We start from the raw sequence: 23,450 nt of genomic DNA, 5'->3' as shown, positions 1-23,450 counted from the left end.
TTCCGCCAGTGGTTCCGTCGCGTGGGGTTCCGTCGCGTGGGGTTCCATAGCTGCTGATTGGACGCCCGGACGCACCCGCTTTGCCATGCTGTCCAACAGTCCGTTGACGAAACCCTTCTCGCGCTTGGCATAAAAAGCATCGGCGACGTCGACATATTCGTTGATGACCGACTTTACCGGCACGTCGTTGCGCGCCAGCAACTCATAAGTGCCGCTGCGCAGTATGGCGCGCATTGGCCGGTCCAGCCGCTCTATCGTCCAGCCCGACGCCAGCAGCGCGGTGATGTGCCCGTCGATTTCCGCGCGCCGCGCATCGACGCCCTTCACCAGGTCGTCGAAGAAATCGAACTCGGCCTCGTTATACTCGTCCTCACCGATCGTCGCACCCAGCCGGTGCTGGTGAAACTCGTGAAGCAGATTCGGGAGCGGGGTTTGCTCCATTTCAAGCTGATAAAGCGCCTGAACGGCGGCCAAACGTGCGGCGGAGCGTGATTTTGAACGAAGTTTCATGACAGGCGTGCCCTGACCGATGCGGCGTGCGCGGGCAAGCCTTCCGCGCCCGCCAGCGCGATTGCCGCCGGGCCCAGGGTGGCGATCGCCGCCGCGTCACACTGCAGGAAACTGGTCCGCTTCATGAAATCGAGCACCGACAGCCCCGACGCAAACCGCGCCCGCCGCCCGGTCGGCAGGACATGGTTCGGCCCCCCCAGATAATCCCCGATCGCTTCGGGAGTAAACCGCCCCAGGAACACCGAACCCGCGTGCTTTACCTGTGAAAACAGGATTTCCGGTTTGTTTACAGCAAGTTGCAAGTGTTCGGGTGCCAATCGGTCGATGAGCTTTGGGGTATCAACGAGATGCTCTACCAACACGATCGCCCCATAAGTCTCCCAACTCTGCCGCGCGACTTTCTCGGTGGCCAGCGTCGGCAAAACTTTCTCGATTGCCGCAACCACCCGTTCGGCAAAGCCCCGGTCGTCGGTCATCAGGATCGACTGGCTGGTCGGGTCGTGCTCGGCCTGGCTCAGCAAATCCGCCGCGATCCATTCGGGGTCGTTCGCTGAGTCGGCCACCACCAATATTTCCGAAGGCCCCGCCACCATGTCGATCCCGACGCGCCCGTAAAGTTGGCGTTTTGCCTCGGCCACCCACGCGTTGCCGGGGCCGACGATGGCATCGACCGGCGCGATGCGGTCGGTGCCATAGGCCAGCGCCGCGACCGCCTGCGCGCCACCGATCCGCCAGACTTCGTCGACCCCCGCCAGCGCCGCCGCCGCCAGCACCAGCGGATTGATCGCCCCCCCCGGAGTCGGCGTGACCATTACCAGCCGCCCGACGCCCGCGACCTTGGCAGGAATGGCATTCATCAGCACCGAAGATGGATAAGCCGCGCGCCCGCCCGGCACATACAGCCCCGCCGCATCGACCGCCGACCAGCGCGCCCCCATCAGCACCCCGGCCGCATCGGTCGTCTCAGTGTCCGCAGGCCGCTGCGCCTGGTGATAAGCGGTGATCCGCGCCGCCGCCAGTTCCAGCGCACGGCGCAAATCGGACGCCAGCCCCGCCAGCGCCGCCCGGCAATCGCCGAGGTCAATCTGCCAGCCGGTCACATCAAGGTCATGCCCGTCGAACCGCGCCGTCAGGTCGGCCACCGCCGTGTCACCCTCTGCCCGCACCCGCGCCAGGATCGCCGCGACATCGCGCGACACATCGGCATCGCTGTCGCGCCGGTCGTCCACCAGCGCGACAAAGCGCGTTTCGAAATCCGCATCTTTAGTGTCGAGCCAGATCACGCGACCGCCGCCCGGAAAGCCTCGATCAGCGGCGCGATATCGACCCGCGTCTTGAAGGCGGCGCGATTGACGATCAGCCGCGCCGAAACCTGCGCGATCACCTCGACCTCGACCAGCCCATTGTCCTTCAACGTTCGCCCCGACGAGACGAGATCGACGATCCGGCTCGACAGCCCCAGCGTCGGCGCCAGTTCCATCGCGCCGTTCAGCTTCACGCATTCGGCCTGCACGCCCCGCCCCTCGAAATGGCGGCGGGTCAGGTTCGGATATTTGGTCGCGACGCGGACATGGCTCCACCGCGAAGGATCGTCGGAAGCGGCAAGGTCAACCGGCTCGGCCACCGAAATCCGGCAATGTCCTATGCCGAGATCGACCGGCGCATAGACTTCGGAATAATCGAATTCGAGCAACACGTCGGACCCGACGATACCGAGCTGCGCGGCACCGTGCGCCACGAAAGTCGCGACATCGAACGCCCGCACGCGGATGATGCCCACGTCGGCGCGATTGGTCGCAAAGCGCAGCCGCCGGTCGTTCTCGTCGCCGAACCCGGATTCGGGGACGATGCCAGCGCGCGCCATCAACGGCAGCGCTTCGCTCAGGATGCGCCCCTTGGGCACGGCAATGACGATCGGACTGGACACGCGCGTTCGCTTAGGCGGCGGGCTCGGCCTCGGCAAGTTCGGGATGACGTTGCAGCGCCGCCCGTTCCCACAATGCGACGACGATCAATGTTGCGGTCGCCATCAGGCTGAGCGCGAGCACCGACACGAAGGGAACCGTCGCCACCGCGAGCAGCAGCAAGCCCACCCCGACCAGATGCGAAATCGGCAGCCAGTCCATCTTGGACGTCACCCGTTTGAACAGCGCGGTGCCGGTGATGTAGAGCATCGGACCGCCAAGCGTGACCGCGGCATAGGAAAAGCCGGCAGGATCGAGCGGATGCGACAGCGCCATGGCGTCCGAAACCGCCGAGATAATAATGCCCGCAACGATCGGCATATGGAAATAGGTATAGGCACTCAGTGCAATTTTTCCGGGATCGTCGGCATTCTCGATATGGTCTGTGCCGCGCTTTGCGCCCACGTCGAAATAAATCCACCACATTGCCGCCGACGCCAGGAAGGCCGAGGCAAAGGCGGTGGTGGTCGCCCAGTCGTGGTTGAGATTGGACAATGTCGCCCCGGTAACCAGCATGGCCTCGCCGAGCGCGATGATGATGAAGCCCGAACACCGCTCTGCCACATGCCCGCCCGCGATATCCCAGTCCTCGGTCGAGGATTTGCCAAGGCCGGGCGTGCGAAACAGGACCACCGGGCCAATAAATTCGATAACTACGGCAATCGCCCAGAAAGCCAGGCGTAAATGCACGGGATAGAACGCCCCGATGATCCAGAAAATTGCCGATGCCAGCATCCAGACGAAAATCCGCTGGAAATTAGCAAAATTTTCCGCATTGACGCCCCGCAAGGCCCACAACATGAACGCGGTCCGCAGGAACTGGAACGCCGTATAGCCCCCTGCCAGCATGAAACCCGCCCCACTAAAGGCATCGGTCAGCGCGCCTGACACGATCAGCCCGAGGAACATGAGCACCATCAATAGGATGCGGACGAGCGGGCGGTCGGGATTTAGCCAGTTGGTCACCCAGCAGGTGTTGATCCAAGCCCACCATATGCCGAGGAACAGAACCAGCGTTTCCAGCATACTCCAGACCGAAAGATGCGCGTAGAGCCGGTGGGAGAGCTGGGTTATGGCAAAGACGAAGACGAGATCGAAGAAGAGTTCGATGTTCGTGACCTTGGCGCTGTCCTCACCGTCGCGTTGGCGGAATAATCTGGCACGGGATGCGGTGGACATTGGTCGGTTTAGCGAGCGCCGGGCACGCAAAGCAAATTAACAATCGCCCAAGTGTGGGTGTCTAAAGCAGATTTTACCGGTTCCGGTTGGAAGTTCTGGGGGATTAGGTGCTTTACGCCAGGAACCCGCGCAGCGCGTCGGTCACCTGCTGCGGCTTTTCCCAGGTCACGAAATGTCCGGCATCGGCAATTTCGACGATCCGCAGATCGTCTACCAGCGCGTCGAGGCCCTCCAGCAACGCGGGCGTCAGCGCCTTGTCCGCCATGCCCCAGATCACCAGCGTTGGCACATAAAGGATCGGGAATTGGGCCGACAGATAGGCCGGCCGTTCGGGATGCTCGTCCATGGCGGGCACAATGATCTGTGCGGCCCGATACCAGTTGAGCATGCCGACGATCGCGCCCGGTTGCGACCATTCATCGAGATAGGCCGCGCGCTCGGCAGGGCCAGCTTGTGGTCCGACACCCGATCCGCCAAACATCCGGTCGCAGAACGCGGGCAGGTCGCCCTTCAGAAAGTTTTCCATACCCGGCGTCCGGAACGCGCGGATATATTGCGACCCCTCGCGTTGGCCCATGTCATCGAACAGCGCTTTCTGAAAGATAAACGGATGCGGCGCGTTGAGGATGGCGAGCCGTTCGATCCGTGCCGGTTGGGTAATCGCCGCGCCCCATGCGATCGCCCCGCCCCAGTCATGGCCGACCAGCGTGAACCGGTCGATGCCCAGTGCGTCGGCCAGCGCAAACAGGTCGGCAATGACCTTGTCAGGGGTGTAATCCTCGACGCCTTCGGGCTTTGACGAGAGCGCATAGCCGCGCTGGTCGGGGGCGACCACGCGAAAGTCCCTGGCCAGGTCGTCGAGCTGGAATCGCCATGTGCGGGCGCTTTCGGGAAAGCCGTGCAGGAATATGATCGCAGGCGCGTCCTGCGGCCCCCCGAGCGTAACGTCTAGTTCGACACCGGTGGAGAGCGCCAGGCGTTCGCGGCGTAATTCGGTCATAAATAGCTCACTGTCTTGGCGATCTCAGGGATCGGTATGAATTCCTGGTCATCGCCGGGCACGGTCGGAAACCGGCCTGCCTTCCAGTCGTCCTTGGCCACGTTGATCCGGTCACGCGACGACGACACGAAATTCCACCAGACATGGCGCGGCGTCCCAAAGGCACCGCCACCCAGCAACATTGCACGCATGGGCGATGTCGCGGTCAGGGGCGCGGTGACGCCGGGCTTTAAGAGATAGAGGAGGAACGGCATCAGCGGCGCGCCATCAAGCGTCGCACCGCCTTCGGTAACAAGGATCGCGCGTTCGTCGGCGTCGGCATCGATCGGAATGCGCGCGCCGGACTCCAGCATGATCTCGGCATAGATCGTCGGTGCGTGGCAGGTCGTCGCGGCGGTTTGCCCCCATAGTGTGCCCATAATGACCCGCGCGCGGACCCCGGGCGTTTCCAGCAGCGGCAGGCGGTTGGGCAGGATCTGTTCGAACGCCGGATCGATCTCTTCCTTGCCATCGGGCAACGCCAGCCAGGTCTGCATCCCATAGAACGCCGGGCCATCGGCCCGCGTCGATTGCGGCGAGCGTTCTGAATGGACGATACCGCAACCCGCCGTCATCAGGTTGACCGCGCCGGGTTCGATTACAGCGTGGCTACCAATTGAATCACGATGTTCGATCGCGCCTTCGAACAGATGGCTGACCGTGGACAGGTTGATGTGCGGGTGCGGGCGAACGTCCATGCCATCCCCGGCGGCTAGGCGCGCGGGGCCGAACTGGTCGACGAAGATGAAAGGTCCGATCATCGTGCGGGTTTTGGCAGGCAACGTCCGGCGCACCTTGAAGTCACCAAGATCATGGGTGACCGGCACGATCGTTTCGATCAACACGTCGCTCATGCTCCCACGACCATATCGTCGGGTGCTTTCGCCCTGATCGCAAGGGCGTGGACGCGTGTGGCCAGCAACTCGGCGAGCGCGGTGTTGACCATCCGCTGCCGGATGACACGAGTCTGGCCAGAAAAGGCTGCGCTTTCGATTTCGACGGTAAAGTGCGATTCGCCGCGTGCATCATGGCCCGAATGGCCCAAATGCTTGTCGCTGTCATCGATGACGGCCAGCGAGAGGGGTGACAGCGCAGCAATCAGCCGCGACTCGATCTCGACCGCGACCGGCCCTTTAAGCTTGGTGTCCATCATTCCTATATAGCCGGATTACGAGAAATAGAGACCCTGATTGCCGACCGAAAATCCGCCACGCCATACCCGCTTTCATGGCCGGGTCGAAAACGCCGCCGCGCTTTGCGCCGAACCCGGTTGCCGCGAGCCGGGCGAGTTTCGTTCGCCGCTAGAGCCAGGCAATTTCGACGGGCCGGGGGCATGGCGCTGGCTGTGCCTCGACCATGTCCGTGAATTCAATGCCCGCTATAATTTCTTCAACGGGATGAGCCCCGACGAGATCGAGGAGCAGCAACGCCCCTTTGCCGGCTGGGAACGCGAAACCCGGGCTTTCTCGACTGTAGGCGCGGATCGCCCGCCAAGCTGGGCCGAGTTCGCCGACCCGCTCGAGGCAATCTCGGCGCGGTTCAAGCGAACGATGCCGCAGGAACGAACCGATGGACAGCACTTATCGAGCGAGGACCGGCGCGCGCTGAAGGAATTAGGTCTGAACGTGAATGCCGACCGCAAGGCGCTGCGCATGGCCTATTCCGAACGTGTCAGGCGCTATCACCCCGACCGCAACGGTGGCGACCGCAGCCATGAGGTCGCGCTGCAGCGGACGATCGCGGCATATAGCTTGCTTAAGGGGTCGACGGTCTTTTCGTGAAGTCTGTCCCAATTGAGCGCGGACGTCGACGACGGGAATAAAACTGCCGAAGATCATGCGCTTGCCATCGAACGGCATTGAGTCCGCCATCATCCGGGGATCTGACCTCATTTTTTCCATCGCCGCGTCCCGCGTTGGCTTGTCAGGCCATTCGATCCAAGAAAAGCAGACTGTTTCGTCCGTCGTCGCCAGAACTGCTTTCGGGAAATCGGTGACCTTGCCTTCCTTGACGTCGTCACCCCACGCTTCGACGATCCGGGTTGCCCCGAATTCCAGGAAAATCGTATCCATGCGGGTCGCATGGTCGATAAATTTTTCCTGGTCCCTGGTCGGAACGGGAATTACGAAACCTTCGACGTAATGCATGGCTTGCTTCTATTTTTTAATCGCTGCCGCAACCGCCCAGATGTAGCCGAACGGGTCTTCGACATGACCGTAGCGATCGCCCCAGAACATGTCCTGTAGCGGCATCTTGACGGTTGCCCCCGCCGCTACGGCGCGTTCGAACCAGGCATCGGCGTCATCGACATGAAGATGCAGCACGATCGCAGCGGGTGGCGGCGATGTCGCACCGCCCCTAAAATCGGGGAAATCATCGTTCAGGATCAAGGAACCGCCGTTCACGACAAGATGCGCATGCATGATGCGCTTGTCGCCGACGGCCATCGGCGCACCCGTTCCGATTGGCTGGTCTGCCAGCAGACGCACGTGTTCGATGGCTCCGAATGCCGCCTTATAAAAATCGATTGCCGAGGCTCCACCACCGTCTCGAATAACGATGTGCGGCGTTAAACCACTTGTCAGGCTTGGCATCGGGTCGGGCATCTTATCCTCCATGCGTGTCTTGTGCGAATCGCTGTTTGACGGTTCTGCGAGCACTGGTTAGAAAATACAACTATGAAGTTAGATAAAGTAACGACCAAGCGAGACCGCTGGTATGACGATGCTTGCGGAACGGCCCATGCGCTGGAATTGGTCGGCGAACGCTGGGCGCTCTTGATCCTCCGTGAAATGATGCTTGGCGGTCGCCGCTTTGGCGAACTTCGAGCCAGCTTGCCGGGAATCAGCGCAAACATACTGACCGCCAGACTTGCTGGACTCGCGCGCGACGGGATCGTCCAGCGACGAAACCTGCCCCCGCCGGCATCGGCGCAAGTCTATGAACTGACCGACTGGGGTTATGAGGCGGAAGCCGCGATCCAGGCGCTGGGTCGGTGGGCTGCGCGATCGCCCGATCATGATGCGACGCTATCGTTCAGTGCAGTTTCGCTAATGCTGTCGTTGCGGACGATGCACAATCCGGACAAGGCGAAGGGGCTGGATGCCCGGATCGGTTTCATCCTGAACAACGATCGCTTTACCGGTCACCTGACCGGCGTGGGACTTTCGGTTGAACGCGGCGAATCGGCTGCAGCCGATGTCAGTTTCACCAGCACGCCGCCGATCATGGCGGGCGCCATCTATGGCGGCGTTCCGATCGCCGCCCTCGAAGCCGACGGCCTGTTGTCTATCGCGGGGAACCGGGCGCTTGCCGAACGGTTCGTCACCCTGTTCCCCCTGCCGACAACAACGGTCCGGGCACCGTCCCTCCCCTCGACTTCACAGCCACCGGTCGGTTAGGAGGGCAGTCAGTTTCCACGGAAGACCCCCGATGACCGATATTTCCAACGTCCAGCCCGACAGCCGCACCGAAACGGTGATGGCAGCACCCGACCTGAAGCTATCGGTGCGCGAGTTGTTCGACATCGACATCGACATGCAGGTCCCGGCATTCAGCGAGGCGGATGAGCGCGTTCCCGACCTCGACCCATCCTATGTGTTCGACGCCGACACGACTCTGGCGATCTGCGCAGGCTTCGCGTTCAATCGCCGCGTCATGGTGCAGGGCTATCACGGCACCGGCAAATCGACCCATATCGAACAGGTGGCCGCGCGCCTGAAATGGCCGTGCATCCGCATCAACCTCGACGCACATATCAGTCGTATCGACCTGGTAGGCCGCGACGCCATCGTCCTGCGCGACGGCCAGCAGGTCACCGAATTCCGCGAAGGTTTGCTGCCATGGGCTTTGCAAACTCCGACGGCGTTGGTGTTCGACGAATACGACGCCGGACGACCCGACGTGATGTTCGTGATCCAGCGCATATTGGAAGCAGAGGGCAAGCTGACCCTGCTTGACCAGAATCGCGTCATCCGCCCGAACCCATGGTTTCGCCTGTTCGCCACCGCCAACACCGTTGGGCTGGGCGACACCAGTGGGCTGTATCACGGCACCCAACAGATCAACCAGGGTCAGATGGACCGCTGGAATGTCGTCGTCACGCTCAACTACCTCCCCGCCGCTGTCGAAGCGCAGATCGTGCTGGCAAAGTCTGGCGAATATGACCAGCCCGACGGCAAGAAGACCGTCGACAGCATGGTCAAGGTTGCCGACATGACCCGGCAGGGTTTCATCAACGGCGACATCTCGACCGTCATGAGTCCGCGCACAGTCATAACCTGGGCGCAGAACGCGCTGATCTTCAAGGACGTCGGCTTCGCATTCCGCCTCACTTTCCTGAATAAGTGCGATGAAGCTGAACGCAGCCTAGTTGCCGAATATTATCAGCGGGTATTCGGCAAAGATCTGCCTGAGAGCGTCGTTGGCAAGGCTTGAGGCCACCGTTGGCCCGGCGCAGGCCAGGGGCGATACGGATGCCAGCAAGAAACGCGCACTGTCGGAAAGTCGTACAGGCCCCGGCCTGCGCCGGGGTGACGGTGCTTTAAATCAGTGTGCCTGGTAAAATGGCCGACCAGACCCCTCTCGAAGCATTTAAATCCGTCCTTACCGGCACCGCGCGCGCGCTTGCGCATGAGCCGGAGGTGGAACTTGCCTTTACCGCAGACGCGCCGATGCAGGTGGGTAAGAACATCAAGGTGCCGATGCCCGGCCGCACGCTTCCCGCCGACCAGGTGGCCGAGGCGCGCGGTTTTGCCGACGGGTTTGCGTTGCGGTTGCGCTACCACGACGCAGCGATCCACGCGCGCAAGGCACCGGTTCCCCCCATCGCACGCGCCGTTTTCGATGCGGTCGAGACGGCGCGGGTCGAGGCGCTGGGCAGTCGGACAATGGCCGGGGTCCGCGCCAATCTGAACCACGCGCTCGAAATGCGGATGCGGTCGGACCCAATCGCACGCGCCAGGGCGCGCGACGAGGTGCCGCTGTCGACCGCCGTCGCGCTGCTGGTGCGGGAACGATTGACGGGCGAGTCACCGCCGCCGAACACCGAACACGGCCTGTCGATGGTGCGCGAGTGGATCGAGACAGCGGGTGGCACCGACCTCGATGCGCTGGGGCTGGTGCTCGACGACCAGGCCGCCTTTGCATCGCTGACGACCAAGCTGCTTGAAGACCTGGCCCTGATCGAGGGGGATATGGCTCCCGACGACGAGCAGGACGACGGCGACGACGCGGGCGAACAGGACGGCCAGGACGAATCCGACAGCAATGAGGACGAAACCGAGGGTGCAGGCGACCTCGACCAGCGCGCCGAGACGACCGAGACGGACGATGGCGAAGGGGAGGGTGAAACCGAGAGCGAGGATGGCGCCGAGGACGACAGCGCCGACGGCGGTGAGGGCGATCAGGAGGGGATGCTGCCCGTTCGCCCAAATCGCCCGCCTGCCGACCTGACGCCGGGGTTCGACTACAAGGCGTGGACGACGACGCATGACGAGACGATTGCCGCCGACGAACTGTGCGATGCCGACGAACTCGTCCGGTTGCGCCAGTATCTGGACCAGCAACTGATCCATCTGCAGGGCGCGGTTACCAAACTCGCCAACCGGTTGCAGCGCAAGCTGATGGCGCAACAGTCGCGGTCCTGGGATTTCGATCAGGAGGAGGGGATGCTCGACGCCGCCCGGCTTGCGCGGATCATCGTCTCGCCGGGACATTCCTTAAGCTACAAGATCGACCGCGAGACCGATTTCCGCGATACGGTGGTGACCTTGCTTATCGACAATTCGGGGTCGATGCGTGGACGACCGATCTCGATCGCGGCGATCAGTGCGGACATCATGGCGCGCACGCTCGAACGCTGCGGGGTCAAGACCGAAATTCTGGGGTTTACGACCCGCGCATGGAAAGGTGGACAATCGCGCGAAAGCTGGCTTGCTGCCGGACGTCCCGCCCTGCCGGGACGGCTGAACGACCTGCGCCACATCGTCTACAAGCCCGCCGACACACCCTGGCGGCGCGCGCGGACCTCGCTGGGGCTGATGATGCGCGAAGGATTGTTGAAGGAGAATATCGACGGCGAGGCGCTGCTATGGGCGCACAGCCGCCTGCTGGCGCGCCCCGAGGAGCGCAAGATATTGATGGTGATTTCGGATGGCGCGCCGGTCGATGACTCCACGCTAAGCGTGAACAGCGGCAGCTATTTGGAAAAGCATCTGCGGCAAGTGATCGGCTGGATCGAGAACAAGTCGCCGGTCCAGCTGGTCGCAATCGGCATCGGCCACGACGTGACACGCTATTATGCAAAAGCGGTCACGATCATGGATGCCGAACAGCTTGGCGGTACAATGGTCGAACAGCTTGCCGGATTGTTCGACCCCGAAAATACCCGATAGGAGCCAAAGTTTGGGCCGGGCAGTTTCCCGCCCGGCCCGTCCCTCGCTAAGCGACCCGAGGGTATTTGTTCAGCGGCAGCTGCCGTTCTTGTCGATTGCCCGTCCTGCCAGTGCGCCGGCGCCGGCACCCAGGATCAGGCCGGTTCCACTCGGACGATTATACCGTCCCCCACGGCCGATTTCGCGCCCCAGCAAGCCTCCAGCGATGGCGCCGATGATCGTTCCGGTCGTGCCCGAACTTGCCCGGCAATCGCGGTAGTTCCGACGATAATTGCGACGGTCATTACCCTTCCAGTTACCGCCGCGATCGTAATAGCCGTTCTCGTTATTCTCGTAACCACGGCCATGATATCCGCGGTCCTGATCGCCCCGATCTTGATAGCCCCGGTCACCATAACCGCTGCCCTGGTAATAATCCCCTGATCGATAACCGTCGTGGGCCATCGCCGGCGTCGCAAAACCTGTCAAAACGATGCTCGCTGCGGTAGCGATCTGGATCAGTTGCTTTTTCATCGGTCGTCTCCTCGATAGCGACAGAGTCTCGTCGTTGGATGGGCACTACAATGATTCGCGTGCAGCTTGGCTGAACGAGTCGGTTATCTCATGTTCACACAGCGACGGCAGGCTATGGACCGACGATGCGGTGGTCGGTTCTTTTCCTTGTCCTGCTCCTTGGCCAGTGCGTGCGGAGTTCGGCGACGCACGACCTGACGCCGATTGGCGCCGCCGCCATTACGATCCATGTCCGACCGGTCGCACTCTATCCCGGCGATCCCGAACGGCGCGAGGTCGGTGGCTTGTCGTATCTCGGCGGATGGCAGTTACAGAGTGACAATCCGTCATTCGGGGGCCTGTCGCCACTGAACGTCGAAGGCAACGCTGTCACCGCTCTAAGCGACGCGGGAGGACTGGTGCGTTTTCGCATCGGGCGGTTCGGCCATGTTTCGGCGGCGACGATCATGCCGGTGCCCGATGGCTGTGGTGGTGGCTTTGCAAAGACCGGACGCGACACCGAGTCGCTGGCGCATGATGCGGCGACCGGCCACTGGTGGATCGGGTTTGAGGCGCGCAATGTCATTTGCCAGACCAACGCCGACTTCTCGATCGGAGAACGCGTTGCACAGCCGCCGCAGATGGCAGGATGGTCACGCACCCGGGGACCGGAAACAATGGTGCGATTGCGCGACGGTCGTTTTCTAGTGATTGCGGAGGGATCGCCAGATGGTGGGCGTCTCAGTCCAGCGGTGCTGTTTATCGGCGATCCGACCGACCCGGCTACTCCACGCGGTGGGCTGAGCTATCTGCCGCCCCCGGGGTTCAGCCCGACCGATGCGGCCGAGTTGTCCGATGGTCGGATACTTATCCTAAATCGCAGCTTTGGACCTCTGTCACTGTTCACGGCTTGCATCACGGTCGTGGACCCCAGGACGCTGAAGGGGAGCGCGGTCATTACAGGGCCCGTCGTTGCGCGTTTCGAATCACCGACACTGTCAGAGAATTTCGAAGGAATCGCGGCCGAAACGGAGAACGGCAGGACCGTCCTCTGGATCGTATCGGATGACAATTTCGCAAGTTGGCAGCGCACGTTGCTGCTTAAATTTGCCCTGAACCAGCCAGGACGGTAATTGTTAGGCTGCCGCTGCGGTCGCTGCCACGATGGCCTTGGCAACCTTCCGCTTCAGCCGCTGCGCCTTCAGGCTCAGCTGGGCCTCACTGGTCTTGTTCAGCCAATTGTCGAGGCCGCCGACATGTTCGACCGAACGCAGACCGTGCGTCGAAACGCGCAATTTGATCGATTCGCCGAGCGCATCGGAGAGCAATGTCACGTTCTGGAGGTTGGGCAGGAAAGTGCGCTTCGTCTTGTTGTTCGCATGGCTTACATTGTTCCCTACCATGCGACCCTTGCCGGTCAGTTCGCAAATGCGCGCCATCGTTGTTCGTCCTGAATACTGTGTTCTGAAAGGAGGCGCGCCTAACTGCAAAGCGCCGCGCCGTCAACCGCGGACCCGGTGTGCGACGCCACGCAACTCTGGTGCGACTTGTTCGTTACGGTCCTATCATTAAATAGGGAGAGACGAATATGCGCGCAATTTTGGGACTTTTGGTGGTTGTCGTCATTGCAGGGATCGCAGCGTTTGCGCTGGGCTTCATCAATATCGACAAGACCAAGGACGGCAAGCTGCCGGCGATTCGGGCCGAAGGTGGGCAGATGCCGGGGTTCGACGTCAAGACCGGTAAGGTGGAAGTCGGCACGAAGAAGACAACCGTGGACGTGCCCACCGTGGGCACGCACAAGGAAACCATCGAAACACCAACCATTGGCGTGAAGAAAGCCAATTGATGGCAGTAGGACGCGTCAAACCACTTGCTGTGCTGGCGGCAATATTCCTGCCGCCACTCGGCGTCTTTCTTGATCGTCCGATAGGGAAGTCCTTTTGGATTACCTGCTTGCTGACGCTGGTTGCGTTCGTGCCGGGTATGATTTTTGCTCTTTATCTGACGCTGATCTCCCCCGCAGCCTGATCTTCTGCTAAGGGCCGGGAATGGTTTTTCCGCTTCCGGCCCCGATGCGCCTCGCTCTCAACGCGGCGGCGAGGGCTGCGATCACGGGCGAGGTGCCGATTGGTGCCGTTATTATGCGTGGCAATGATGTGATTGCGACTGCTGCCAATCGGACGCGAGTCGACCACGATCCGACCGGACATGCGGAAATCGTGGCGCTCCGGGCGGCCGGTGTGAAGCTAGGGACTGATCGACTGATCGGTTGCGACCTTTGGGTGACATTGGAGCCGTGCGCGATGTGTGCCGGGGCCATTTCGCATGCGCGCATCGACCGGCTGTTCTACGGCGCCGGCGATCCAAAAGGGGGAGGCGTAGAGCATGGCGCGCGCGTTTTTTCGCATCCGACCTGTCATCATCGTCCTGAAGTCATGAGTGGTCTGGCCGAGGACGAAGCCGTTAGCCTGTTGCGCAAATTCTTCGCCCAGCGTCGTATCGAATAGATAACCCCCCACGATAATCTTGCGAATTCTTGCGAATACCGCCAAGGCTTATGCGACCGATAATGTCCACACCGACCCCGACACTGCCCCTGACGCCATTCCCATGGATCGACGTCGCCATCATCATCGCGCTGGTGATGTTAAATGGCGTCTTCGCGATGTCCGAGCTTGCCATCGTCTCAGCGCGAAAACCACGGCTCGAAGCGATGGCGCGCAAGGGCAAGGCGGGCGCTCGCGTTGCCTTGCAGCTGGGCGCTGACCCGGGCAAGCTGCTGTCCACCGTCCAGATCGGCATCAGCCTGATTGGGGTCGTTGCCGGAGCCTATTCCGGCGCGGAACTGGGTGGCCCGATGGGGGACCGCCTGCGCTTGCTGGGGGTCGCCGCAGACACAGCGGCCACGCTGGGGTTCATCATCGTCATTGGACTAACGACATTTGTCTCGCTGATCATTGGCGAACTGGTCCCCAAGCAATTTGCCCTTCGCAAGCCCGAACCGATCGCGGCGATCATGGCGCGCCCGATGCTTTGGCTATCGCGCGCGACCGCACCGATCGTCTGGGTGCTGGATGGGACGAGTGCACTGATCTTTCGCCTGCTCGGCCTAAATCGCGAATCGGAAAGCCATGTCACCGCCGAAGAACTTCACCTGATCTTTGCGGAGGCATCAAAGTCAGGGGTGATCGAAGAGAGCGAGCGCGCGATCATCTCGGGCGTCGTCCGCCTCGCGGACCGCCCGGTGCGAGAGGTGATGACACCCCGGACCGAGATCAATTGGATCGACGTCGATTCGGACCACGACATGCTGCTGAACGTGCTCGCGACCCTGCCGCACAGCCGGATGCCTGTCGCTGCGGGGTCGGTGGACGAGATTATTGGCGTAATTCAGGCACGCGATATCCTGGCCAGGGTGGTGAGCGGGGAACCCATCGACTTGCGTGCGCTGATGCGGGTTCCTCCGATCGTGCCCGACCAGGTCGATGCGATGGACGCGCTGGAGGCACTGCGTCATGCGGACGTGCCGATGGCGATGGTCCATGACGAATACGGCCATCTGGAGGGCATCGTCACGCCTGCCGACCTGCTGGCTGCGATTGCCGGTGCGTTCGCTTCCGATTCCGATGACGAGACCGACCCGCCGATCTTCGAGCGCGAGGACGGCAGCCTGCTGGTATCTGGCTGGGTCGCCGCCGATACGCTGGCCGAGCGGATCGGGCTGACTTTGCCCGACGACCGCGACTACGCTACGGTTGCTGGCCTTGCGCTTGCCCAAATGAGACGCCTGCCAAGTGTCGGCGATCATTTTGCAAGCGGCGGCTTCCGATTTGAGATCGTCGACATGGACGGACGCAAGATCGACAAGCTGCTCGTTGCCGAGATCGCCGAAGACTAGCCGCTATTCGGCGGCGGCCATTTCCTCAAGGTCATGCTCTGCGGCCTGCCGCGTCCACATCTCGGCGTAAAGGCCGCCCTTAACCAGCAGGGCGCCATGCGTACCGCGCTCAACGACCCGGCCGGCATCCAGTACGACGATCTCGTCAGCGTCAACGATGGTCGACAGCCGGTGCGCGATGACGATGGTCGTGCGCCGCGCCGCAATGGTCTTCAACGTCGTCTGGATTTCAGCCTCAGTCCGGCTGTCGAGCGCGCTTGTTGCCTCGTCGAGGATCAGGATCGGCGGATTTTTCAGCAAAGTCCGCGCGATCGCCACGCGCTGCTTCTCGCCGCCCGACAGCTTCAGCCCACGCTCACCAACTTTGGCATCATATTGGTCAGGCAGCGATGCGATGAAGCCGTGGATCGCCGCACCACGGGCGGCGTCCTCCACCTGGTCCTGCGTCGAACCTTCGCGGCCATAGGCGATGTTGTAGCCGATGGTGTCGTTGAATAGCACGGTGTCCTGCGGCACGATCCCGATCGCGGCGCGCAAGCTGGCCTGCGCCACCCAGGCAATGTCCTGCCCGTCGATCGTGATCCGTCCGCCCGTCGTATCGTAAAAGCGGAACAGCAGCCGCGCGAGCGTGGACTTGCCCGCACCTGATGGCCCGACGACCGCAAGGGTCCCTCCCGCCGGAATCTCGAAGTCGACGCCGTGAAGGATCTGCCGGTCCTTGTCATAGGCGAACGACACGTTCTCGAACCGGACGACGCCCTCGCCTACGGCCAGCGGCGGCGCACTAGCCACGTCGACGATTTCGGCGGGTGTGTCGATTAGGCCGAACATGGCTTCCATGTCGATCAAGCCCTGGCGGATCGTGCGATAGACCATGCCCAACAGGTCGAGCGGACGAAACAGCTGCGATAACCAGGTGTTGACCAGCACGACGTCCCCCGTTGTGAACCGGCCTTGCGACCAACCCCACACGACATAACCCATTGCGCCTGCCATCATCAGGTTGGTGATAAGCGATTGCCCGACGTTCAGCCACGCCAGCGAGTTTTCCGATTTGACCGCCGCATCGGCATAGGACTTCGCGGCCCGGGCATAGCGTTCGGTCTCGCGGTCCTCGGCGTTGAAATATTTAACGGTTTCATAGTTCAGCAACGAATCCACAGCCTTGGCCGCAGCGCCGGTGTCCATGGTGTTCATGTCTTCGCGCAGTTTCGCTCGCCAGTCGGTCACAGCGCGCGTGAACCAGATATAGGCAACAACCATCACCAGCGTCGCGGCAACAAGCGGAAAGCCAAATTTTACCCAGAAAAAGATCGAAACGACAATCAACTCGATCACAGTCGGCGCAATGTTGAACAGCAGGAAATAAAGCATCGTGTCGATGCTCTTGGTACCGCGTTCGATGACCTTTGCGACCGCGCCCGTCCGCCGGTCGAGATGGAACCGCAGGCTGAGTGCATGAAGGCGGCGAAAGACGTTGCTGGCAAGATGCCGTGTCGCATCCTGTCCGACTCGTTCAAAGATCGTGTTGCGCAAATTGTCGAACAGCACCCCTGCAAAGCGCGCCCCGGCATAGGCAACGACTAGCGCAATCGCGATCTGCGCGCTGGCCTCCATCCCCGGGACCATGCGGTCGATCGCCCATTTATAGAGCCATCCCATCGACAGAGTGATACCCTTGGCCACCAGCACTAGGACTAGCGCCAGCACCACCCGAATGCGCAGGGCCCGGTCGTCCGCGGGCCAGAGATAAGGCATAAAGCGTCGTAACGATGCAAAGCCGGCGACAGGCTTGTTTCCAGTTTCAACGACAGGTGGCATGCGCTGCATATGGAGCGGTGCCGCCGTTATTGCTACTGTTTGGACGGAATTGACTACCCCGGATTGATCGCGGTCAAAGCAGGTCGAAAATTACCAGTTGGCATTGGCCCGCGCGCTCGCCGTCACAGGGCCGGACAGTCGACTTCGGGACAGCCGCTTGCACGGACTTGCCAACATCCACCCGCGTCAACCGATCCGACACCCGCAGGACGGCCGGCCGGACGATGGTAACCCGCACTTCCGCATGGGCAGTGTTTCTAGATCGGACCTGCGCCTCTGCGACACTCGGCGCGGCCAGCAGCAAGCTGACCGGCAACAAAATTTCAAAGGTTAATGCCTTGCAAACCATAGCGCGCACTCTGCGATTTTCGCGGTGTCCACTACCAAAGATAGCGTGGCAAACGTCCCGAATTTGGATCGTCCTCTTTCGACACATCATGACAATTCGCCACGGGTCGGCACATCGGCTAAGCCCGCACCGACCCCGATGCGTTGCAAGTTGGAAGACGCCTGCAAAACGGCTAGGTTCCCACCAGAATTGCGACCAGAAGGATTTCCGATGCGCACCTTGCTTCCCGTTTTTGCCCTTTCTGCCGTGGCGCTCGCTGCCCTGCCCCTCCCCGCCATTGCCGCGTTGCCCGTCGGTGCCGTTGCCCCGGATTTTACGACGCCGGGCGCCAAGGGCGGCAAGACCTTCGAGTTCAGCCTAGCCCGCGCCCTGAAAAAAGGGCCGGTCGTGCTGTACTTCTTTCCTGCCGCCTTCACTTCTGGCTGCACGGTGGAGGCGCATGAATTTGCCGAGGCGAGCGACGATTTCACCAAGGCAGGCGCGACGCTGATCGGCGTCGCTGCCGACCCCATCGACAAGCTTGCCAAGTTTTCGGTCGAGGAATGCCGGAGCAAGTTCGCCGTGGCCGTCGCAAACCCGGCGATGATTTCGGGGTATGACGTAAAGCTGCCGCTGTTCGGTCGCTCTAACCGCACCTCGTTCGTCATCGCGCAGACCGGAAAGATCGCTTATTCTTACAGTGCGATGAAGCCCGAAGGACATGTGGCAGGAACACTGGCGGCGGTCAGGGCGCTGAAAACACGTTAAATTAACGACCCTGCAACTTCCGGGACTTAGTCACGTCACTGCATATCGGGTGCGATGACCGCAATGGTCCAGGGTGGGGACAATATGGGACGTGGGGCGTTAAGACAGCGCGATAATCGTCGTGCATTGCGGCTCGACGTACGGCTCGCGGCTGGCTTGCGGGAACCAGGCTCGTCACAGCGTTTCGACGTCGATGTCATCGATCTCTCGGTCGTGGGTTTCCGCTGTGAGACGAGCTTTACCCTCACACCCGGCAGCGCCGTTTTCGTGACGATCCCGGGGCTTGGAGCGCTTGAATGCACCGTCGCCTGGCGGCGTGGTTTTACCTATGGCTGCGCGTTCGACCGTCCGCTGCACAATGCCGTATTCGACCATATCGTGGCGCAACACCGCAAACTCTAACGCATCAAGGCACTGTTGACGATCTGTTAGCCTGACTCTGTTAGACAGGTCGAATGTGGCCTTTCACCTCTCGACGCATTTTCGGCAACCGCTGGTGGGCGATCGTGTTCGTCCTATTCGTTTGTTATCAAGCGGTTGACATGGTCGATTCGCTGCCGCCAGCGCAAAACAGCGCCAATGTGGCTGACAATATTACGCCGGCAGCGGTGCCCGACGGGACCATGTCCGAAGACCAGATGCGTAATACCGTCGATTCTCTAAAATCGATGTAGTGTCTGCCGCCGCGCCCCGGGCGCGCGGCCGGGCAGTTCAAATCAGGCAGCGAGATTCCGCAACACAAATTGCAATATGCCGCCGTTCAGGAAGTATTCGAGCTCGTTAACGGTGTCGATGCGGCACCGTGTCTGGAACTCCTCGACCGTGCCATCGGCGCGGGTCAGCGTTACGGTGACATCCTGTCGCGGGCGGAGTTCGGCGACTTTCATAATCGTGAAGCTCTCCGTCCCGTCCAGCTTCAAGGTCTTGCGGGTGACGCCATCCGCAAACTGCAACGGCAACACGCCCATACCGACTAGATTCGAACGGTGGATCCGCTCAAAGCTCTCGGTAATGACCGCGCGCACGCCGAGCAGATTAGTCCCTTTCGCCGCCCAGTCGCGTGACGATCCGGTGCCATATTCCTTGCCCGCGATGACGATCAGCGGCGTGCCGTCGGCCTTGTGGTGCATCGCGGCGTCATAGATCGGCATGACTTCGCCCTTGTAGCTGGTCATTCCGCCTTCGATACCGGGGATCATCTCGTTCTTGATACGGATGTTCGCGAATGTGCCGCGCATCATCACTTCGTGATGGCCACGGCGCGCGCCATAGCTGTTGAAATCTGCCCGCGCGACCTGATGCTCCTGTAACCAGGAGCCAGCGGGTGAGTCTGCCTTGATCGAACCCGCTGGCGAAATGTGATCGGTCGTGATCGAATCGGCAAAGATAGCCAGGGGCCGCGCCTCGATGATGTCCTGCACGGGGGCGGGTGTCATCGACATGCCCTCGAAATACGGAGGGTTGGCAACATAGGTGCTGCCCGCGCGCCATGTATAGGTGTCGGACCCTTCGATTTCGATCGCTTGCCATTTGCTGTCGCCCGAGAACACCTGCGAATAGCGGTTCATGAACATGCTGCGGTCGATGTTGGCCGCCATCACTTCCTGGACTTCGGCGTTCGTGGGCCAGACGTCCTTCAGGTAAACATCGGTACCGTCGGTCGCCTGTCCGAGTGGCGTATTGGTGAAGTCCTCGGTGACCGTGCCCTTGAGCGCATAAGCGACGACGAGCGGCGGCGAAGCAAGGAAGTTTGCGCGAACGTCCGGCGACACCCGGCCTTCGAAGTTGCGATTGCCGGACAGGACCGACGCGGCAACAATATCATTATTGTTGATCGCATCCGAAATCGGCTGGGCAAGTGGTCCTGAGTTCCCGATGCAGGTCGTGCAGCCATAACCGACAAGGTTGAAGCCCACCGCGTCGAGATCGGCCTGCAGGCCCGACTTCACCAGATAGTCAGTCACCACCTGCGAGCCGGGAGCAAGCGATGTCTTGACCCAAGGCTTCGGCTTCAGACCGAGTGCATTCGCCTTGCGCGCAACGAGCCCGGCGGCGACGAGGACCGATGGGTTAGACGTGTTTGTGCAACTCGTGATCGCGGCAATAACGACATCGCCATCGCCGATGTCATGGCTGCGGCCCTCAACCGGCGCGCGCGTGAAACCGACGTGCTTGTAAACCGATTCGAGCTCACTGTTGAAAATGTCGTCGACCTGCGTCAGCGCGACCTTGTCCTGCGGACGCTTCGGCCCGGCAAGCGATGGCACGACACTTGTCATGTCGAGTTCGAGCGTGTCGGTGAACACCGGATCGGGCGCATCCGAATAACGCCACAAGCCCTGTGCTTTGGCATAAGCCTCGACCAGCGCAATCGCGCTTTCGCTACGACCGGTCAGCCGCAAATACGTCAGTGTCGCATCATCGACACCGAAGAAGCCGCAAGTCGCGCCGTATTCGGGTGCCATGTTGGCAATCGTCGCACGGTCGGCGAGCGACAATGCGTCCAGACCCGGACCGAAAAACTCCACGAAGCGGCCAACAACGCCCTTGGCACGAAGCTGCTGCGTGACCGTTAGAACCAGATCCGTCGCAGTAATACCCTCGGCCAGCACGCCCGTCAGCTTGAAACCAACGACCTCGGGAATGAGCATCGAAACCGGCTGGCCGAGCATCGCGGCCTCGGCCTCAATCCCTCCGACGCCCCAACCCAGAACACCCAGGCCGTTAACCATCGTCGTGTGGCTGTCAGTGCCGACGCAGGTGTCGGGATAGGCGACCAGGTCACCATTACTGTCCTTCGATGTCCAGACCGCTTGCGCGATATGCTCCAGATTGACCTGATGGCAGATACCCGTTCCGGGTGGCACGACCTTGAAATTGTCGAGTGCTTTCGAACCCCATTTCAGGAATTCGTAGCGCTCACCGTTGCGGGCATATTCCAGCTCGACATTATTGTGCGCCGCCTGCGGGGTGCCGAATTCGTCGACCATAACCGAGTGATCGATGACCAGATGCACCGGAACCAGCGGATTGATCTTTTGGGCATCGCCACCAAGCGCGTTCATCGCGTCGCGCATGGCCGCCAGATCGACGACGCAAGGAACGCCGGTGAAATCCTGCATCAGCACGCGCGCGGGGCGATACTGGATTTCGCGGGTCGATTTCGGATCGTCCTGCCAGTCGATTAGCGCCTGGATATCGGCAATGGTGACGGTAACCCCGTCCTCAAAACGCAGAAGATTCTCAAGCAAAACCTTCATCGAGAAGGGCAGCCGCGAAACATCGCCAAGTTTAGCCGCCGCCTTCTCAAGCGAATAATATGCAACCGATTGGCCACCCGCTTCCAACATGGTGCGTGTCGCGAGTGTATCCTGGCCGATTGCTGTCATGGCGGTTTTCCCTGCTCGGTTGAGTCGGGTCGCCTTAGCAAGCGTTAGATGTAACGAAAAGGGAGCGAAACCTTTGCCGCTCCCCCGCAGTGCAATATATATTTCGTCAGGTCCGCTGGCCCATGCCGCCCGAACCTGCCGACGCGCCGCTCTGCGAATTCGGTCCGTCGCCCTGAGTCGAGCTGAAGCCCGACTTTTCGGGAGCGGTGGGATCGGCTTTCGCCAGGTCGCCCGACGCGCCATCGGTGGCGCCCGCTGCCGATCCTGCCGTGACACCACCGCTATGGCTGCCGCCTGTTATATTGGCGTTTTCGACCTTCTGATCCAGACCACCTTTGTTGCCGTACCCGGCCTGCTGCGCCTGGGTCAGTTCCTCGGTGCGATCGCCGCCGTCCAGAATGCTGTCGTCGGTTGAATTCGGCTGGTTGATACCTTCGCTCACTTTAATCCTCCGTAAGTTTCCCGCTTCGAAGGATAAACGATTGCCGTAGCTCCACGTTCCGGCTCATCAAGCACAACGACCGCAAAACAGACCTAGTCGTCCTCATCTTCGTATCCGACCAGATCGAGTGCCCGGGCCTTGATCTGGCGTGTCATGCACCAGTGGACAATTGCGTCTTCACGACCATGCGTGACCCATACCTCTTTCGGGGCGATTTCCAGCAACGTCTCGGTGAGTTCATCCCAGTCGGCATGATCGGAAATTACCAGCGGCAGTTCGACGTTGCGTTGCACCGCGCGCTGGCGAACACGCATCCAGCCGCTCGCCATCGCGGTGATCGGATCGGGCAAACGACGGCTCCAGCGGTCGTTCAGCGCCGATGGCGGAGCAATGATGATGTGGCCGCGCATTTCTTCCTTGCTGGCTACGAGCGCGGGTCGCAGTTCGCCGAGGTCGATGCCCCATTCGCGGTACAGGTCGCACAGGCGCTGCATCGCGCCGTGGATATAGATAGGTGCGTCATGGCCCAGCAGGCGCAGCTCGGCGATAACCCGCTGCGCCTTGCCCAGCGCATAAGCGCCGACCAGCACGCAGCGGTCGGGCTCGGCCCCCAGCGCCGCCAGCAGTCTGCCCATCTCATCGCGCGTCGCCGGATGGCGGAAAACCGGCAATCCAAACGTGGCTTCGGTGATGAAGATGTCGCAGGGCACCGGTTCGAACCGCGCGCACGTGGGATCGGACCGACGCTTGTAGTCACCCGATACCACCACCCGCTCGCCCGCATATTCGAGCAGGATTTGCGCCGACCCGAGAACGTGTCCGGCCGGGACGAAGGTCACGCCGACATCGCCGATTTGGCACCGCTCATGATAGGCCAGCGAATGAGCGCCCGCCTGTTCCCCGTAGCGCACGCCCATGATGGCCAGTGTTTCGGCGGTCGCCCAGACTTGTTCATGCCCACCCCGCGCGTGATCAGCATGGCCATGTGTCACCAGGGCACGCGCCACCGGTCGCGACGGATCGACCCAAGCATCGATCACAGGAATATAAATTCCTGAGGGTTGGGGGTCGATCCATGCTCCGAGACGCGCCATGATCCCTATATGGATGCGATGCCCATGGATTCAAAGATCGACCACATCCCGCTGCCGCAGGTGCTTGGCGACTGGTTTGCGGCCAAGGGCTGGCAGCCGCGACGTCATCAGCTCGAAATGATGGCAGC

Annotated in this window: 25 protein-coding genes and 2 pseudogenes; 12 read left to right on the top strand and 15 right to left on the bottom strand. The window is 61.4% G+C overall.

All coding sequences use genetic code 11. From position 1 onward, the window contains the following. Positions 1-69: 69 nt before the first annotated feature. The 7 genes and pseudogenes from nusB to Q0R02_RS00855 form a co-directional block, all read right to left on the bottom strand. Positions 70-510: pseudogene (gene nusB / locus Q0R02_RS00885) on the bottom strand (transcription antitermination factor NusB); the annotation flags it as partial. Beyond that, a complete protein-coding gene (gene hisD, locus Q0R02_RS00880; protein ID WP_293880013.1) occupies positions 507-1,793 on the bottom strand; it encodes a histidinol dehydrogenase in 1,287 nt (428 codons plus the stop codon). The pseudogene nusB and the gene hisD, both read right to left, overlap by 4 nt. After that, complete coding sequence (gene hisG, locus Q0R02_RS00875) at positions 1,790-2,437, bottom strand: ATP phosphoribosyltransferase (protein WP_293880011.1); 648 nt, start codon at positions 2,435-2,437, stop codon at positions 1,790-1,792. Before hisG ends, hisD begins: the two co-directional genes overlap by 4 nt. Positions 2,438-2,447: 10 nt before the next feature. After that, positions 2,448-3,653, bottom strand: a complete 1,206-nt coding sequence (locus Q0R02_RS00870; protein WP_293880009.1) for a low temperature requirement protein A — start codon at positions 3,651-3,653, stop codon at positions 2,448-2,450. A gap of 112 nt (positions 3,654-3,765) precedes the next feature. Beyond that, positions 3,766-4,653, bottom strand: coding sequence for an alpha/beta hydrolase (locus Q0R02_RS00865; protein ID WP_293880007.1), 888 nt, complete (start codon positions 4,651-4,653; stop codon positions 3,766-3,768). Continuing rightward, entirely contained in the window at positions 4,650-5,546 is an 897-nt protein-coding gene (locus Q0R02_RS00860; protein ID WP_293880005.1) for a pirin family protein, read from the bottom strand. The genes Q0R02_RS00865 and Q0R02_RS00860 overlap by 4 nt, the downstream gene beginning before the upstream one ends. Further along, complete coding sequence (locus tag Q0R02_RS00855) at positions 5,543-5,842, bottom strand: BolA family transcriptional regulator (protein WP_293880038.1); 300 nt, start codon at positions 5,840-5,842, stop codon at positions 5,543-5,545. Before Q0R02_RS00855 ends, Q0R02_RS00860 begins: the two co-directional genes overlap by 4 nt. A gap of 40 nt (positions 5,843-5,882) precedes the next feature. Between Q0R02_RS00855 and Q0R02_RS00850 the strand changes: the two genes are divergently transcribed. Further along, entirely contained in the window at positions 5,883-6,473 is a 591-nt protein-coding gene (locus Q0R02_RS00850; protein ID WP_293880003.1) for a J domain-containing protein, read from the top strand. A gap of 21 nt (positions 6,474-6,494) precedes the next feature. Here the strand turns inward: Q0R02_RS00850 and Q0R02_RS00845 are convergent. Next, a pseudogene (locus tag Q0R02_RS00845) lies at positions 6,495-6,839 on the bottom strand (DUF1428 domain-containing protein); the annotation flags it as partial. 9 nt (positions 6,840-6,848) lie between these two features. Beyond that, positions 6,849-7,298 (bottom strand): VOC family protein, encoded by a 450-nt coding sequence (locus Q0R02_RS00840; protein WP_293880001.1) that lies wholly within the window; start codon positions 7,296-7,298, stop codon positions 6,849-6,851. Positions 7,299-7,370: 72 nt separating this feature from the next. Here Q0R02_RS00840 and Q0R02_RS00835 point away from each other — a divergent pair, with 72 nt between their 5' ends. The 3 genes from Q0R02_RS00835 (at position 7,371) to cobT (ending at position 11,087) form a co-directional block, all read left to right on the top strand. After that, positions 7,371-8,093, top strand: a complete 723-nt coding sequence (locus tag Q0R02_RS00835; protein ID WP_293879999.1) for a winged helix-turn-helix transcriptional regulator — start codon at positions 7,371-7,373, stop codon at positions 8,091-8,093. 31 nt (positions 8,094-8,124) lie between these two features. Next, entirely contained in the window at positions 8,125-9,129 is a 1,005-nt protein-coding gene (cobS, locus tag Q0R02_RS00830; protein WP_293879997.1) for a cobaltochelatase subunit CobS, read from the top strand. A gap of 128 nt (positions 9,130-9,257) precedes the next feature. Beyond that, on the top strand, positions 9,258-11,087 hold the full coding sequence (cobT, locus tag Q0R02_RS00825; RefSeq protein WP_293879995.1) for a cobaltochelatase subunit CobT: 1,830 nt from the start codon (positions 9,258-9,260) through the stop codon (positions 11,085-11,087). Positions 11,088-11,156: 69 nt separating this feature from the next. On the opposite strand, the gene Q0R02_RS00820 is transcribed toward cobT, so the two are convergent. After that, the gene (locus Q0R02_RS00820; RefSeq protein WP_293879993.1) at positions 11,157-11,600 is read right to left on the bottom strand and encodes a hypothetical protein; all 444 of its coding nucleotides are present in this window, start codon (positions 11,598-11,600) and stop codon (positions 11,157-11,159) included. Positions 11,601-11,725: 125 nt separating this feature from the next. Between Q0R02_RS00820 and Q0R02_RS00815 the strand changes: the two genes are divergently transcribed. After that, positions 11,726-12,712 carry an esterase-like activity of phytase family protein gene (locus Q0R02_RS00815; RefSeq protein WP_293879991.1) on the top strand — a complete coding sequence of 329 codons (987 nt, stop codon included), beginning with the start codon at positions 11,726-11,728 and terminating at the stop codon, positions 12,710-12,712. A gap of 3 nt (positions 12,713-12,715) precedes the next feature. Here the strand turns inward: Q0R02_RS00815 and rpmB are convergent, their stop codons facing one another. Continuing rightward, positions 12,716-13,018, bottom strand: a complete 303-nt coding sequence (gene rpmB / locus Q0R02_RS00810) for a 50S ribosomal protein L28 (RefSeq protein ID WP_293879989.1) — start codon at positions 13,016-13,018, stop codon at positions 12,716-12,718. 173 nt (positions 13,019-13,191) lie between these two features. On the opposite strand from rpmB, the gene Q0R02_RS00805 reads away from it, so the two are divergent. The 4 genes from Q0R02_RS00805 to Q0R02_RS00790 all read left to right on the top strand — a co-directional run bounded on the left by Q0R02_RS00805 (position 13,192) and on the right by Q0R02_RS00790 (position 15,480). Next, on the top strand, positions 13,192-13,428 hold the full coding sequence (locus Q0R02_RS00805; protein WP_293879987.1) for a hypothetical protein: 237 nt from the start codon (positions 13,192-13,194) through the stop codon (positions 13,426-13,428). Further along, positions 13,428-13,610: a YqaE/Pmp3 family membrane protein gene (locus tag Q0R02_RS00800; RefSeq protein WP_293879985.1), complete on the top strand. Its 183-nt coding sequence runs from the start codon at positions 13,428-13,430 to the stop codon at positions 13,608-13,610. The genes Q0R02_RS00805 and Q0R02_RS00800 overlap by 1 nt, the downstream gene beginning before the upstream one ends. A 20-nt stretch (positions 13,611-13,630) precedes the next feature. Next, entirely contained in the window at positions 13,631-14,089 is a 459-nt protein-coding gene (locus tag Q0R02_RS00795) for a nucleoside deaminase (RefSeq protein WP_293879983.1), read from the top strand. A gap of 62 nt (positions 14,090-14,151) precedes the next feature. Beyond that, positions 14,152-15,480 (top strand): hemolysin family protein, encoded by a 1,329-nt coding sequence (locus tag Q0R02_RS00790; protein ID WP_293879981.1) that lies wholly within the window; start codon positions 14,152-14,154, stop codon positions 15,478-15,480. Positions 15,481-15,483: 3 nt separating this feature from the next. Here Q0R02_RS00790 and Q0R02_RS00785 read toward each other — a convergent pair whose 3' ends face one another. Then, complete coding sequence (locus Q0R02_RS00785) at positions 15,484-17,301, bottom strand: ABC transporter ATP-binding protein/permease (RefSeq protein ID WP_293880037.1); 1,818 nt, start codon at positions 17,299-17,301, stop codon at positions 15,484-15,486. A 559-nt stretch (positions 17,302-17,860) separates the two neighbouring features. Here Q0R02_RS00785 and Q0R02_RS00780 point away from each other — a divergent pair. From Q0R02_RS00780 to Q0R02_RS00770, 3 genes are read left to right on the top strand one after another with little or no spacing between them, the layout of a single operon-like run. Then, on the top strand, positions 17,861-18,397 hold the full coding sequence (locus tag Q0R02_RS00780; protein WP_293879979.1) for a peroxiredoxin: 537 nt from the start codon (positions 17,861-17,863) through the stop codon (positions 18,395-18,397). A 54-nt stretch (positions 18,398-18,451) separates the two neighbouring features. After that, positions 18,452-18,799 carry a PilZ domain-containing protein gene (locus Q0R02_RS00775; RefSeq protein ID WP_293879977.1) on the top strand — a complete coding sequence of 116 codons (348 nt, stop codon included), beginning with the start codon at positions 18,452-18,454 and terminating at the stop codon, positions 18,797-18,799. Positions 18,800-18,852: 53 nt separating this feature from the next. Beyond that, the gene (locus tag Q0R02_RS00770; protein ID WP_293879975.1) at positions 18,853-19,071 is read left to right on the top strand and encodes a hypothetical protein; all 219 of its coding nucleotides are present in this window, start codon (positions 18,853-18,855) and stop codon (positions 19,069-19,071) included. 42 nt (positions 19,072-19,113) lie between these two features. On the opposite strand, the gene acnA is transcribed toward Q0R02_RS00770, so the two are convergent. From acnA to Q0R02_RS00755, 3 genes are all read right to left on the bottom strand, one after another. Beyond that, positions 19,114-21,786, bottom strand: a complete 2,673-nt coding sequence (acnA, locus tag Q0R02_RS00765) for an aconitate hydratase AcnA (RefSeq protein WP_293879973.1) — start codon at positions 21,784-21,786, stop codon at positions 19,114-19,116. A gap of 106 nt (positions 21,787-21,892) precedes the next feature. After that, positions 21,893-22,228: a hypothetical protein gene (locus tag Q0R02_RS00760; RefSeq protein WP_293879971.1), complete on the bottom strand. Its 336-nt coding sequence runs from the start codon at positions 22,226-22,228 to the stop codon at positions 21,893-21,895. Positions 22,229-22,320: 92 nt separating this feature from the next. Then, complete coding sequence (locus Q0R02_RS00755) at positions 22,321-23,322, bottom strand: ligase-associated DNA damage response exonuclease (protein ID WP_293879969.1); 1,002 nt, start codon at positions 23,320-23,322, stop codon at positions 22,321-22,323. Between the last annotated feature and the right edge of the window lie 128 nt (positions 23,323-23,450).

Source organism: Sphingomonas sp., assembly GCF_025353885.1.
In the GTDB taxonomy this organism is placed as follows: domain Bacteria; phylum Pseudomonadota; class Alphaproteobacteria; order Sphingomonadales; family Sphingomonadaceae; genus Sphingomonas_O.
Note: the sequence above shows the minus strand (reverse complement) of the source record. Positions and strands in the feature narration are given on the sequence as shown.

What these genes read in the sequence shown, in the direction of transcription:
- Q0R02_RS00820 (WP_293879993.1), bottom strand. Translation starts at nt 11,600, where the DNA reads ATGAAAAAGCAACTGATCCAGATCGCTACCGCAGCGAGCATCGTTTTG.
- Q0R02_RS00780 (WP_293879979.1), top strand. Translation starts at nt 17,861, where the DNA reads ATGCGCACCTTGCTTCCCGTTTTTGCCCTTTCTGCCGTGGCGCTCGCT.
- acnA (WP_293879973.1), bottom strand. Translation starts at nt 21,786, where the DNA reads ATGACAGCAATCGGCCAGGATACACTCGCGACACGCACCATGTTGGAA.
- Q0R02_RS00870 (WP_293880009.1), bottom strand. Translation starts at nt 3,653, where the DNA reads ATGTCCACCGCATCCCGTGCCAGATTATTCCGCCAACGCGACGGTGAG.
- Q0R02_RS00865 (WP_293880007.1), bottom strand. Translation starts at nt 4,653, where the DNA reads ATGACCGAATTACGCCGCGAACGCCTGGCGCTCTCCACCGGTGTCGAA.
- rpmB (WP_293879989.1), bottom strand. Translation starts at nt 13,018, where the DNA reads ATGGCGCGCATTTGCGAACTGACCGGCAAGGGTCGCATGGTAGGGAAC.
- Q0R02_RS00855 (WP_293880038.1), bottom strand. Translation starts at nt 5,842, where the DNA reads ATGGACACCAAGCTTAAAGGGCCGGTCGCGGTCGAGATCGAGTCGCGG.
- cobT (WP_293879995.1), top strand. Translation starts at nt 9,258, where the DNA reads ATGGCCGACCAGACCCCTCTCGAAGCATTTAAATCCGTCCTTACCGGC.
- Q0R02_RS00840 (WP_293880001.1), bottom strand. Translation starts at nt 7,298, where the DNA reads ATGCCCGACCCGATGCCAAGCCTGACAAGTGGTTTAACGCCGCACATC.
- cobS (WP_293879997.1), top strand. Translation starts at nt 8,125, where the DNA reads ATGACCGATATTTCCAACGTCCAGCCCGACAGCCGCACCGAAACGGTG.
- Q0R02_RS00755 (WP_293879969.1), bottom strand. Translation starts at nt 23,322, where the DNA reads ATGGCGCGTCTCGGAGCATGGATCGACCCCCAACCCTCAGGAATTTAT.
- Q0R02_RS00835 (WP_293879999.1), top strand. Translation starts at nt 7,371, where the DNA reads ATGAAGTTAGATAAAGTAACGACCAAGCGAGACCGCTGGTATGACGAT.
- Q0R02_RS00815 (WP_293879991.1), top strand. Translation starts at nt 11,726, where the DNA reads ATGCGGTGGTCGGTTCTTTTCCTTGTCCTGCTCCTTGGCCAGTGCGTG.
- Q0R02_RS00860 (WP_293880005.1), bottom strand. Translation starts at nt 5,546, where the DNA reads ATGAGCGACGTGTTGATCGAAACGATCGTGCCGGTCACCCATGATCTT.
- Q0R02_RS00795 (WP_293879983.1), top strand. Translation starts at nt 13,631, where the DNA reads ATGGTTTTTCCGCTTCCGGCCCCGATGCGCCTCGCTCTCAACGCGGCG.
- Q0R02_RS00770 (WP_293879975.1), top strand. Translation starts at nt 18,853, where the DNA reads ATGTGGCCTTTCACCTCTCGACGCATTTTCGGCAACCGCTGGTGGGCG.
- Q0R02_RS00775 (WP_293879977.1), top strand. Translation starts at nt 18,452, where the DNA reads ATGACCGCAATGGTCCAGGGTGGGGACAATATGGGACGTGGGGCGTTA.
- Q0R02_RS00785 (WP_293880037.1), bottom strand. Translation starts at nt 17,301, where the DNA reads ATGCCACCTGTCGTTGAAACTGGAAACAAGCCTGTCGCCGGCTTTGCA.
- Q0R02_RS00800 (WP_293879985.1), top strand. Translation starts at nt 13,428, where the DNA reads ATGGCAGTAGGACGCGTCAAACCACTTGCTGTGCTGGCGGCAATATTC.
- Q0R02_RS00790 (WP_293879981.1), top strand. Translation starts at nt 14,152, where the DNA reads ATGTCCACACCGACCCCGACACTGCCCCTGACGCCATTCCCATGGATC.